The organism is Bacillus paramycoides, assembly GCF_038971285.1.
In the GTDB taxonomy this organism is placed as follows: domain Bacteria; phylum Bacillota; class Bacilli; order Bacillales; family Bacillaceae_G; genus Bacillus_A.
Genome location: NZ_CP152427.1, coordinates 2,418,769 through 2,431,404, shown reverse-complemented (window position 1 = coordinate 2,431,404; position 12,636 = coordinate 2,418,769). Strand labels below are relative to the sequence as shown.

At 33.2% G+C, this 12,636-nt stretch carries 13 protein-coding genes and 2 pseudogenes; 1 reads left to right on the top strand and 14 read right to left on the bottom strand.

Annotated elements, in window-relative coordinates:
- Positions 1-2: 2 nt before the first annotated feature.
- The 6 genes from AAG068_RS12560 to AAG068_RS12535 all read right to left on the bottom strand — a co-directional run bounded on the left by AAG068_RS12560 (position 3) and on the right by AAG068_RS12535 (position 5,654).
- Complete coding sequence (locus AAG068_RS12560) at positions 3-791, bottom strand: enoyl-CoA hydratase (protein WP_342719512.1); 789 nt, start codon at positions 789-791, stop codon at positions 3-5.
- 4 nt (positions 792-795) lie between these two features.
- Entirely contained in the window at positions 796-1,707 is a 912-nt protein-coding gene (mvaB, locus tag AAG068_RS12555; protein WP_138321981.1) for a hydroxymethylglutaryl-CoA lyase, read from the bottom strand.
- A 21-nt stretch (positions 1,708-1,728) separates the two neighbouring features.
- Positions 1,729-1,944: an acetyl-CoA carboxylase biotin carboxyl carrier protein subunit gene (locus AAG068_RS12550; RefSeq protein ID WP_001985297.1), complete on the bottom strand. Its 216-nt coding sequence runs from the start codon at positions 1,942-1,944 to the stop codon at positions 1,729-1,731.
- Between the two features lie 26 nt (positions 1,945-1,970).
- Positions 1,971-3,308 carry an acetyl-CoA carboxylase biotin carboxylase subunit gene (locus AAG068_RS12545; protein WP_071756904.1) on the bottom strand — a complete coding sequence of 446 codons (1,338 nt, stop codon included), beginning with the start codon at positions 3,306-3,308 and terminating at the stop codon, positions 1,971-1,973.
- Between the two features lie 15 nt (positions 3,309-3,323).
- The gene (locus AAG068_RS12540) at positions 3,324-4,469 is read right to left on the bottom strand and encodes an acyl-CoA dehydrogenase (protein WP_342719511.1); all 1,146 of its coding nucleotides are present in this window, start codon (positions 4,467-4,469) and stop codon (positions 3,324-3,326) included.
- A 216-nt stretch (positions 4,470-4,685) separates the two neighbouring features.
- Positions 4,686-5,654 carry a YbgA family protein gene (locus AAG068_RS12535; RefSeq protein WP_001994347.1) on the bottom strand — a complete coding sequence of 323 codons (969 nt, stop codon included), beginning with the start codon at positions 5,652-5,654 and terminating at the stop codon, positions 4,686-4,688.
- 229 nt (positions 5,655-5,883) lie between these two features.
- Here AAG068_RS12535 and AAG068_RS12530 point away from each other — a divergent pair, with 229 nt between their 5' ends.
- Positions 5,884-6,183 carry a WGxxGxxG family protein gene (locus AAG068_RS12530; RefSeq protein WP_000728148.1) on the top strand — a complete coding sequence of 100 codons (300 nt, stop codon included), beginning with the start codon at positions 5,884-5,886 and terminating at the stop codon, positions 6,181-6,183.
- A 121-nt stretch (positions 6,184-6,304) separates the two neighbouring features.
- Here the strand turns inward: AAG068_RS12530 and AAG068_RS12525 are convergent, their stop codons facing one another.
- From AAG068_RS12525 to AAG068_RS12490, 8 genes and pseudogenes are all read right to left on the bottom strand, one after another.
- Positions 6,305-6,958, bottom strand: a complete 654-nt coding sequence (locus AAG068_RS12525) for a TetR/AcrR family transcriptional regulator (RefSeq protein WP_342719510.1) — start codon at positions 6,956-6,958, stop codon at positions 6,305-6,307.
- Between the two features lie 24 nt (positions 6,959-6,982).
- On the bottom strand, positions 6,983-8,002 hold the full coding sequence (locus AAG068_RS12520; protein WP_342719509.1) for an ABC transporter permease: 1,020 nt from the start codon (positions 8,000-8,002) through the stop codon (positions 6,983-6,985).
- A complete protein-coding gene (locus AAG068_RS12515) occupies positions 7,999-8,724 on the bottom strand; it encodes an ABC transporter ATP-binding protein (protein WP_342719508.1) in 726 nt (241 codons plus the stop codon). The genes AAG068_RS12520 and AAG068_RS12515 overlap by 4 nt, the downstream gene beginning before the upstream one ends.
- 185 nt (positions 8,725-8,909) lie before the next feature.
- Positions 8,910-9,161, bottom strand: coding sequence for a hypothetical protein (locus AAG068_RS12510; RefSeq protein ID WP_000548621.1), 252 nt, complete (start codon positions 9,159-9,161; stop codon positions 8,910-8,912).
- Between the two features lie 258 nt (positions 9,162-9,419).
- Positions 9,420-9,638 (bottom strand): annotated as a pseudogene (locus tag AAG068_RS12505) (metallophosphoesterase); the annotation flags it as partial.
- Positions 9,639-9,697: 59 nt separating this feature from the next.
- Positions 9,698-9,916: pseudogene (locus AAG068_RS12500) on the bottom strand (hypothetical protein); the annotation flags it as partial.
- Between the two features lie 1,445 nt (positions 9,917-11,361).
- Positions 11,362-11,910 carry a fascin domain-containing protein gene (locus AAG068_RS12495; protein ID WP_342719504.1) on the bottom strand — a complete coding sequence of 183 codons (549 nt, stop codon included), beginning with the start codon at positions 11,908-11,910 and terminating at the stop codon, positions 11,362-11,364.
- Between the two features lie 322 nt (positions 11,911-12,232).
- Positions 12,233-12,460 (bottom strand): hypothetical protein, encoded by a 228-nt coding sequence (locus tag AAG068_RS12490; protein ID WP_342719503.1) that lies wholly within the window; start codon positions 12,458-12,460, stop codon positions 12,233-12,235.
- Between the last annotated feature and the right edge of the window lie 176 nt (positions 12,461-12,636).

Here is a 12,636-nt window from a genome sequence, read left to right as displayed (position 1 = left end):
ATTTACTCCCCCTTATACATTGGTGTGCGTTTTTCCTTGAATGCTTGTAATCCTTCTAATCTATCTTTCGTATGGATTACACCTTCATACGCTTGTTTTTCCATTTGTAATCCGGTATGTAAATCAACTTGAATACCGTTTGAAATTGCTTCTTTTGCTAATCGAACAGCAATTGGACCATTACTAGCAATTCTCTCTGCCATTTCAATTGCTTTCTCTTCAAGTAAATGAGCCGGTACAACGAATTCTACTAGGCCATATTCTTTCGCTTCTTGCGCCGAAATGCGTCTGCCTGTATAAATTAATTCTTTCGCTCTACCAACACCGATTAATCTTGGTAAACGCTGCGTACCGCCTGCTCCTGGTATAATTGCAAGAGTCGTTTCAGTAAGACCAAGACTTGCAGTGTCTGAAGCAATTCTAAAATCACAAGCTAAACTTAATTCCGTACCACCACCAAGTGCGATTCCATTTATAGCAGCAATAACTGGCTGTGGTAATTGTTCAACCATTTCCATAGTAGAACGAATCATACTAACAGCATGACGAACTTGTTCTTCATTCATGCCAGCACGTTCTTTTAAATCAGCTCCGGCACAAAATGCTTTTTCACCAGCACCTGTTAGAATAACTACACGAGTATTTGACTCTTCATTTATTTGAGTTAATATGTTTTGTAACTCTTCTAATAACGCTAAAGATAATGAGTTTGCTTGTCTTTCACGATATAATGAAATCTTTACAACGTGAGGTGTTACATAATCAACTGAAATGTTTTGTAATTGTAGCATCTTCTCACCTACTTATCGTTTTATGTTGAAGCGCTCTATACACATGACTCGGTAATTGGATATTTAATTTACTTTGAATAAATTGACTCGCTCTCAATAACTTCTCTTCATCAATATTCGTTTGGACCCCTAACTTATGGAGCATATGAACTAAGTCATCAGTTGCAACATTGCCTGATGCTCCTGGTGCATATGGGCATCCCCCAAGACCACCACAAGAACTATCAAATGTTGTAATACCATATTCCAATGACTTAACTACATTCGCCAGAGCCATTCCATACGTATTATGGAAGTGCATTGCAAACTGCGAAGCATCATATTTCTTTAATAAATGTTCTAATACTTTCTCTACTTGTAACGGATTCGCTACACCGATCGTGTCACCAAGAGATACTTCATAAATGCCATATGAAAATAGTTGATTACATAATTCGTCAACTGCTACGACGCTTATATCTCCTTCATAAGGACAGCCAAATACAGTAGAAACATAGCCCCTTACCTTTTTCCCTTCGAATAATGCCTGTTTTGTTATATCTTCAATTACAGCTAATGCTTCTTTAATTGATTTATTAATATTACTTTTATTATGAGATTCACTTGCTGATAAAAAAACATTCACCTCATCTACATTTTGCAAAAAAGCTCGTTCCAAACCATTTTGATTTGGAACAAGCGCTGCATATGTAACATTTGGATCCCTTTTCAGCTCAGAAAACACATCATTTGCATCTGCTAATGCAGGGACCCATTTAGGGTGAACGAATGAGGAAACTTCAACGTACGATAATCCCGACTCTGTAAGTAGTTGAATCCATTTTACTTTATCTTTTGTGCCAACAATCTTTTTTTCATTTTGTAAGCCATCACGTGGCCCGACTTCTTTAATGACAGCAAAATTAGGTAGTTTCAATCCGCTTCCCCCTATATCTCCCTATTCAATTTCTAGTAATACATCTCCTTCATTTACAAAATCGCCTTCTTGCACATTAATTTTCATAACTGTGCCAGCTTCTTCTGAAACGATTGGAATTTCCATTTTCATAGATTCCAAAATGACGACATCCTGCTCTTCCTCTACTGTATCTCCTACTCCTACAACAATTTTCCATACATTTCCTGCCATCGATGCATATACTTTCGTCATCATTTTTTCCCCCTTAATATTGTTAAATCTTATTTTTTAACAAGTTGTTTTGTTACAAAACCTGTTGTATAAATACCGCTTTTGAACACATCATCTTCTAAAACTTGAATTAACATTGGCGTGTTCGTTTTAATGCCTTCTACCTTTAATTCTTCTAAAGCATCATGTAATTTCAAAATTGCTTCTTCACGAGTTTCACCATGAGCAATGACTTTCGCAATCATTGGATCATAGAAAGGTGTAATCGTTACTTGATTCTCTAAAAAGTGATCAATACGTACATTTGTTGGAAGTGTTAAATCTGTAATTTTCCCAGGTGATGGGAAGAAAGTCTTCGGATCTTCTGCATAAATACGTGCCTCAATGGCATGACCACTACGTTTTACATCATCTTGTGTAAACGATAATTTCTCACCATATGCAATTAGAAGTTGTTGTTCTACAAGATCTAAACCAGTAATTTCTTCTGTAACTGGATGCTCTACTTGTAATCTCGTATTCATCTCTAAGAAATAGAAGTTTTTCTGATCATCAACTAGAAACTCAACTGTACCAGCATTTGTATATCCTAGAGCTTTGGCAGCTTGTACAGCAACTTCACCCATCGCTTTTCGTGTACCTTCATCTAAAAATGGTGAAGGTGCTTCTTCAATTACTTTCTGATTTCGGCGTTGTACTGAACATTCACGCTCCCATAAATACACTGTATTACCATGTGTATCTGCTAAAAGCTGAATTTCAATATGGTGTGCATCTGCTATATAGCGTTCTAAATACATTTCTCCGTTACCGAAGAAGTTTTGCGCTCTTGTTTTGTTACTTTCAAATGCTTTGGTGAGCGTTTGCTCAGTTTCCATCAACTGCATTCCAATGCCTCCGCCGCCTGCGGATGCCTTCAACATTAATGGATAACCAATCTGTTTTGCAATTTCAATTGCTTCTTCAGCAGTTTCAATATTTGTAGTAATACCTGGAACTACTGGGACATCTGCAGCTTGCATTGCAATACGTGATTCGATTTTACTTCCCATCTTCGTAATGATTTCTTCTGACGGTCCGATAAATACGATTCCTTCTTCTTTACAGCGAACCGGAAAAGATGGATTCTCAGATAATAATCCATATCCCGGGTGGATTGCTTCAGCATTTGTCTTCTTAGCTATCTCAATAATTTTTTCAAGGTTTAAATAGCTTTCTTGGACACGCGGCCCACCTACTAAGTAAGCTTCATTTGCCATTTTTACATGTAGGGCATTTTCATCTGCCTCAGAATAAATAGCAACAGTGCGAATGCCAAGTTTTTGACAAGTTTTCATAATACGAACTGCGATTTCCCCGCGATTAGCAATTAATATTTTTTGAAACATAGTGATTCCTCCCTTTTATCTACATCCTAAATGTCTAGCAATTACGAGACGTTGAATTTCAGAAGTTCCTTCACCAATTTCTAATAGTTTCGCATCACGAATATGTCGTTCCACTTCATATTCACGCATATAACCGTATCCACCGTGAATTTGTACTGCTTGATTTGCAATACGGCTTGCTGCTTCCGATGCGAAAAGTTTTGCCATAGCCGCTTCTTTACCGAAAGGTTTATCATTATCTTTTAGCCAAGCTGCTTTATGTACTAAATTACGAGCTAGCTCTACTTCAGTCGCCATATCAGCTAATTTAAATTGAATTGCTTGAAAATTAGAGATTGATTTTCCGAATTGTTGACGTTCTTTCGCATATTGCAGTGCACGTTCAAATGCAGATTGCGCAATACCAACAGCTAATGCTGCGATTGAAATACGTCCTCCATCAAGTGTATATAAGAATTGTTTAAATCCTTTATTTATATCACCAAGAATATTTTCTTTCGGTACACGTACACCATCAAGTACGATTTCACATGTATTAGAAGCACGAACACCCATTTTATCGTAAGGACTTGAGATTGTTAATCCTTCACTTGTAGTCGGTACAATAAATGCCGAAATACGTTTTCTACCATTGTCTTCAACACCGTTGACAGCGGTTACAATAATTGTATTTGCATACTCTGCATTTGTAATCCAACATTTTTCACCACTAATAACATACTCGTCTCCATCTAATACCGCTTTCGTTTGTGTACCACCTGCATCAGATCCTGCGTTCGGCTCAGTTAATCCGAAAGCACCTAACGTTTTACCTGATGCCATTGGAACTAAATATTTCTTTTTCTGTTCTTCTGTACCGAAATAATAAATTGGAGAAGCACCTAATGAAATTGTTGCAGCGTAACTTAATCCTGTTCCACCACAAGCACGACCAATTTCTTCAACTGCTAACGCGTACGATACAGTATCGCCACCTGAACCTCCATACTCTTCAGGGAATGGGATGCCTAATAATCCTAGTTCGCCCATTTTTTGAAATGTTTCATATGGAAATTCCGCAGTTTTGTCATAATACACAGCTTTTGGTGCGATTTCCTTTTCAGCAAAGTCACGTACCATTTCTTTAATCATTTGTTTTTCGCGAGTTAGAGTAAATTCCATTCCGCTACACACCCCTTATCGAATATTGAGTTTCGACAGCGTGCGAGTTTCTACTACAAACACTACGGATTAAAAGACAAGAATATTAGTTAGATAATTGTTATAATTCTGTCATAATCTAATTTTAAAACAGATTCTGTACTAATGCACAAAAAAATTCCTACATTGTTCTACAACAACATAGGAGTTTTCTTGTCGAAATATGTAATTTGTTGTTTAATAATCTCTACCTTTACCCGAATCTGAAATCTCTACTAAAGCTTCAGGGTATGGTTCGAAATATGTTTGTCGTAATAAATACTTTTCATCAAATCGAAGAGCCCATGATTTTAAAATTGCAAGTATACTACTAAGTGGGCTTTTCTTTTCTTTATATTTTTGTATCAGATCTAAAAAATGATCTTTTTCTTGTTTTTTCAATTTTGTTTTAAAATATCCAAAAATGTGCTCACATACATTTACATTCGATGTATAGCGGGGTGTGCGCATAAATAATTCATATAAAGTTTTCTCATAATTTTCAAATACCACTTCAATCTTTTCATTTTTGTGATTTGCAATTATTCGTCCCAATTCCTTTTGTTTTACCTGATTATATGCCATAAATAAATATTTATTATCAGACTGAAACGATACAAGATCTTTCATATTTTTATTATGTTTGATCATTTTGTAATATGCGATTGTAAATAACCTTGTAAAGAAATGTTCTCTAATAATAAAATTCGACAATCTACCTTCTTCTTCAATTGGAAGATGTGAAAAATTTTTTATTACTGCTCCGCCAAATAAGCCTGATCCCTTTCCTTTTGCTGGCGCTTTTTCAAAACCAGAATAAATTTTCACATCACGGGTACCACAACTTGGCGAACGATTCTTTAAAATAAAACCATCCACATCAGGTATCGTTTGTAAAAAGTCATTTGAAAATTGCTCCATTTTTTTAGTTACATCTTCCCGCGTCGACGGCTGCACAAGCTTATTCACACCATTTTCTTCTACAATTCGTATCGTTTCACGAGGAGTGCCCAATCCAATCTCGACTTCTGGACAAACAGGTATAAATGTAACAAATGGCTGCAAATTTCGTATTGTTACATCTGGAATCATCTCTCCATTATAACGACAAGCATCAAATTCTAAACATTTACTTACAACAATTGTTGGTTTTGCAAATTGTCGCATTTCATTACCTCCTTTGTACTAGTCCGTACTATATAAATTGTACTAAGTTTAGTATCATAATCAAAGTTTGTTTTATTTATATTTTAATGAACATTTCCAATGACATTTTAACAGTTATTTAACTCTACGACGTAAAGATGTTCACTTTATAAATATGGTTTGATACTGTCATATGAATAATGCACAAAAGAGTTGGAGAATTTAATACGTAAGAAAGGAGGGGGAATTTATGAAGAAAAAATTATCATCTATTTTAAGTGTTTTAGCACTATCTATTATGTTTTTAGGCACATCTGCCCAAGCTGAATACGATGGAAATCATATGAATAGAGTTAATAACACTGATATTTCAACTCGAGTTAATGACAATAACTTAGACAGAGTTAATAATGATGTGAGAACTCGAAATGTAAATACGACAAATGATTTAAATGATAATCGTGATAGAAATAATAATTGGGCTTGGCTTGGTTTATTAGGACTAGCAGGATTATTAGGTCTTAGAAGAAGAGACAAAGAAGTACGTTAATCTAGAATGTTTTTCGTAAACAAGTACTTATTTATCAAAAATATAACAAATATAAATCGCCTTTTTAAAGGCGATTTATTATTTTGCTTAAATGTAACATATATAATTCATACTTCGACGATTAATTTCGTGGCGTTAATCCATACAACATAAATTGAATCGTATTTTCAATTTCCACTTCATCATTCCATTTTTCTTCTGGCAATAATAAAAATCTTGTTAATAATAAACCTAATACAGCTGATAAAGTAAGTCTTAATACAGAAGATGGCGGCATTTCAATAATTTCCCCGTCTTCTTGAAACTTTACAATCAACTTTTTAAAATGTGAAAATAACTCTGTTTCTACTAAATGTTGTATTTCATTTTTTAGTTCTGGCTGAAATGGCACTTCTTGAATTAATATTTTTATCATTGGAAAATGCTTTTTTGCAAATTCAAATCTATTATGAATAACAACTCTTAGAAACGCTTCATATGATTTATATTCCGACTTAAATACTTCCTTTGCAAAGGCTTGTATGAAAAATGGTGCAGCAAACTTTGTTAATGTTGGCATGACGACTGCTAACAATAAATCTTTTTTCGTTTTATAGTAGCGGAATATTGTTCCTTCCGCTACACCAGCACGCTTTGCAATTTCATTTGTTGAAGTTGATGCATATCCTTTTTCACCAAACATATCAACAGCCGCCTCTAATATACGCATTTGACGTTCATTTCGTTTATCCGTATTTGTTGCGGAAATTAATTCTTCTAGCCAATCCTTCTTCATTTATAATGCCCCTTTGTATCATCATTATATTTTTCGATGTTTCTTTAATGCAAATACATTTCCTATTGCAAATAATACTGAGAAAAATAGTAAAACAGTTAAATCTAATGCAATCTCTGTAAATCCTTGATTTCGAATCATCACTTGTCTCATTGCGTCAGCGCCGTATGTGAGCGGAAATAATTTCCCTAACATTTGGAGCCACTTATTCATCGATTCAATTGGAAACAAACCAGAAAAGAATATTTGTGGCACAATGACAAGCGGTATAAACTGAATCATTTGAAATTCATTATTTGCGTATGCTGATAAAAACGTCCCTAAAGTTAATGCCGTTAAAGAAAGCATACATGTAATAAGTAACGTTAGCCATATGGAGCCCGCAACGTATAAATCTAAAATATAAACGGAAAAACTTACGATAATAATGGATTGTATAAAGGCGAAGATTCCAAAACCAATAATATATCCTACAACTATTTCCCATCTTTTAATTGGAGTCGATAATAACCTTTCTAAAGTACCACTTAAACGTTCTCTTACGAAAGACACCCCTGATAAAATAAATACAAAGAAAAATGTAAAGAAACCGATTAATACAGGACCAAGCCCATCAAACATTGTAAAGTCTTTAGAGCCATGTAAATAATTGACTTCAGTTTTCATAATTGATACATCGTTTTTCTCTGTACTCTTTTGTAATATTTGGAGCACAGCACGATTTTTTGACGAATCACTACCTTCTAATACAATATTCATTTTTCCATTTTCTAATCGAATTACTGCATCTAACTTTTGATTTTCCAGTTCAGACATTGCCTTTTCTTTACTATATTTATAAATTGACGCTTCCTGATTTTTCATCATTTTTACTACCTGAGCGGGCATATCAACAACAGCGATATGTGGTACATAATCTTTTTGTGTAAACACTAGCGATAATAACCAAAGTAATAACATAGGTGCTCCAAACATCATCGCTAACGAACGCTTATCTCGAAAAAATTGGCGAATAATACGAATGATTACACCGGTAACTCTCATGATAGGGCCACCTCTTCCAACAAAAAGACATCTTCAATGCGTCCTGAAGATACCCGCTTTTTCAATTCTTCAGGTGTTCCAGTCGCTACTAGCTTTCCTTCTCTAATTAACCCTAGGCGTTCACAATATTCAGCTTCGTCCATTATGTGTGTCGTTACAATTATCGTTGTGCCTTTCTCTTTCAAATTATAAAATTTTTCCCAAATCGTTTTTCTAAGGATAGGATCTATCCCAACTGTTGGCTCATCTAAAATTAATATTTCAGGTTCATGAAGGAGGGCTATCGCTAATGATAAACGCTTCTTCATCCCGCCTGAAAAGTGCTGTACTTGCTTTTTCATCTGTTGTGATAATTGAACAAGATCAAAAACCTCTTCAATTCTTTCTTTTTTATGCTTTCCCTTTAATCCATACATTGTTGCCATAAAATCTGCATTTTCATATGCTGATAATTCTTCGTATAATGCATCCGCCTGAGCCATATAACCAATTCTTTTCATTTCATTTAAATTAGGCATGTTCGTGTTGTAAACAAACACTTCACCTTTAGTCGGCTCATTAATACCAGCAATCAATTTAATAAGTGTCGTTTTCCCTGAACCAGAAGGCCCAACTAAACCAAATATCTCAGCTTTTTCAACTTGCAATGAAAGATTGTGTAACACTTCTTTTTTCGCAAAACTTTTTGACACGGTTCGTAAAATAATTGCAGGTTGCTGCACGTTTTCTTCCCCCTTTTTAAAAATGAGTGAGTACTCACTTTTATTTTACTCTTGCGTAAGTATATGTCAAACTTCATTGATTAGTATTTATTTTCAATCAACAATATTAAACAATGAAACAGAGTCGACATTAGAATTTCATTTCCTAAAGTCGACTCTGTTTCATTTAAATTATATATTTTATTTTACGTTTTTAAATTCATATATTTCCTAATTCTAGCAACATCTAAAGAATATTCGATAACTAACTGCTGTAACGGTAATATAACTGTATCAGGATATAAATGGGCATATTGTAATGTTTCTGCGTATTTTTCTAACCTTTTTTCTAAATACTTAATTATTTGATCAGGATGACTTACTAATAAACATTTACAATAATAATGTATTTGTTCCTCAATCGCCGTATATTCTTCAATTTCATATTCTTTATGCATGTGTACACCCCTTTAAGTTTTTTTACATGAGTTACTTATCACATTTTTCACTCGACTAATTTTTAAGTTTTTTGATTATTTACACTATAACAAACTCTTCGGGTCAAATTTTGTTACTTTATGTAACGTAGAAAATTTTTAACAAAATTGTAATGTTAACTTGTATAAAATGCATATTGTCTATTTATTTTTTTATACAAAAAATCGTACAGTTCAATTTAGCTGTACGATTACAAGTTCCGGCCTATTAAAAATCCTTTATGGAATGATACTATTGCCTAATCCTCTACTCACTATCATATGCGTATTTTGTTTTTCATATAATCCAGCTGTATATTTAGGTTAAACACCTTGATTTGGAGCCACTAATTTATTAATAAATGGTAACCTAAAATGTCCACCATGAGCGTGTCCTGATAAAACTATATCTATTTGCTCATCAGCATAATTCTGAATAAATTCAGGTCTGTAGAATAAATCATCTATTTCTCCTATTTTAATGTGGTGCTCCTATATATAGATATACTCCTATGTAATATACCTTTGTCCATTACAACTAACGTAAATCCTAACGCCACCCACTTGTTAATTTTCATCTTAATATACGATCGCTATAATTATTAAAAATAAAATATTTGTAAGGTAGTTTATCATTGCACATATTTTTGAATGTATACTGCCATTATACAAGCAACAATATTAGTCGCAATGCCCAAGGCAACTACGGCTCCCAAAATCCTGTCCGAAATTCCCACTCCTGATTCAGTCCCTTCCTTAATCACATTCTTTTCCTTAATTCGTTCCTACACCCTATTCAAGGTATGCTGTATTATCCTTGTCTAATGAATATCTAATTATCTTTTCATATAGTGCAAACAAAATTCCCTCTCATAATTTTCTCTTTATTAGGCAAACTAGGGTTAAGCCGTTTGAACTAGCGGCTTCACTCTTCTGGTAATGGGATAGTAAATTTATAGTAATTGACTAACTCATTCAGTCCATTGGCACTGGCAGGCGACAAAATTGTTGTCTGCCATTTTCATGTATACTTTTTCTGATTCCATTCCAAACCATATGTTTGCTGTACTGATTTTGAAAAGAACGGTACTTGATTTTTAAATAAGTAAAAAAGATACAGCTCAGTCCACTTTTGGTATAGGACTTTTTCTTTTTACATATACTATTTTTGAGCCTTTTTACCAATACGTGTTCTATTGGTGTCTTGAATTCCTCCTAAAAAGGGCGGCAGATACGACTGCATGCCCTTTTATTTATACTGCTTTTCTATACCAATAAAGCAATTGAAAACTAAAAATGCACTATTACATATTTTTTAAGTCCAAATTATGTTAAAATTTCTTAAGTTATTTATTTCATAGTTGAATTATGGTTTCGTATCTAATTCAGCAATATGTAACCTGTATACCAAAAGAAAAGACACCCGAAAGGTGTCTTTTCTTTTGGTAGTCTAAAAAAACATTTTTCTTTTTCAGGAAGATTCAATTACCTTAATAACCTAACCCCCTATTTAAAGATTTTCTGTCTTGTTCTTAATTTTGTCAAAATCCTCATATAGCTACACAAAATATATATGCTATTATGTTTTTAAGAAACTATGCGTTCCCTTAACCCTGTATCCGGCCCTGTATTTTTTACAGGGTCTTTATTTACTTTCGGCTTATAAGAGTTAATACACACCCCATTTCAATTAAAATCGTTTAAATGTTAGTTAGAATTTGAAACGATAAATCTATTAGCTTTTTTGACAATTGTAATCTAATACTAGATTTCTAAATGTATACTACACTAAACATCAGTTAACGCTATATACATAGTGTTAACTATCTTAATTGAATATTAGTAATAGTAAGTATAAAGATTATCAATTTACTATATCTTACATTTATGTAAAAATAGATGTATGTTAAGCTTTTTCAAAATCTTTCCCCTAATAAAGATTTGAAGTAGCATTTCATGATTCTCCTTACTGTTAATATGCCTTGAAAAAGAACCCAATAGGGTTCTTTTTCTTCTCATTACATCCTCAGTAATTACTTATTTAACATACAAGAAGGACTGACAATTACTTGAAGTCCTTTTTACACCTTAATATACACTTGTATTAAGTACTTAACTCTTTATTTAGCATACATATGAACTAAACCAGTCATTATTATTTATATATAAAACACTTCAAGATTTAGAAATACACAATAACAAATCTTTCCCAACTTCCAGCTACATATCTATTAGCAGTTAATTCTCTACCACCATTTGCTGATATAAATCTACCATTACTTAACGCTTGTAATACATATATCCTATTGTCTCCACCATTATATAAGATAAATTTTTCCCATGCCCCAATTGATGTACGATCTGCTACTACTCTACCATTTGGCTCAAACGAAACGTATTTTCCATTACTTTTCGCTTTTAAAGCAAACGTATATAATTCCCCAGTCGGAATTAATTCGAATTTCTCCCATTCATTAACTGCACTACGATTTGCTACTACATTGCCCGATGGCTCAGCAGAAACATATTGTAAATTTGCAGCTTGTATAGCAACAGTCCAGCTTCCATTAAATAGACTCACACCTTTTAGTGAACTTGCATTTGATTGGTCGGCTGCCAATGCCCCATTCGATGGGGTTATCATCATTATCATTAGAACCATTGGCAACACCATTAAAACTAAATTTTTAAAGATCTTATTACCATTTGCATGAGTTATGAACCTCTTCATTCCCATTCCTCCCTTAATATATATAGCACTCATATATATCATACCAAATATGTAAAATTATGTGATAAAATAGAGTCTTTATCAACAAATTCCTTATTATTCTGTTACTTTTTTATCAAATTTATCATTTTCTAAAAACAAAAAAGGAATCCTTTACGGATTCCTTTTTGACTTGCACTCTTTTTCAAATAGTGCATTTTTGCACCTACTTTTAATATACCTTATAATTCTTATAAAATAAATAAGATTAATTAAAATTTATTTCTATATTTTCAAAAAACATAATACTCCCTTATACATTTACAGATAAAATAGCGTATTATTAAAACTCATCTCTTGAACATTCCTTTAGTTGCTCCATAGCAATCTTTCGTGCATGTTCCTCACTATCTATCAACGTAAATCCTTGTGATATATAACTCCAAAATGCATAACCACAATCCTCCATCCATCTATAAGCTTCCGTTGTATATAGCCCGTCTTTTCTTCTAATAATTTGAACCTTATAGTTTTTACTTGAAGAAAAAAACTCTTGTATAACCTGTTCCATCTATAAAATATCCTCCTTAAATCTATTATTTAAAATTATATTTTCACATAAACTCGTAATCGCAACCTCCTTTACAATAAATCACTGTAACTTTTTGAAAGAATAATATGCCTTACATACTCCCATTATTTTCTTCCTGTACTACCCAATGTAAATAATACAGTTTATATCCTAGA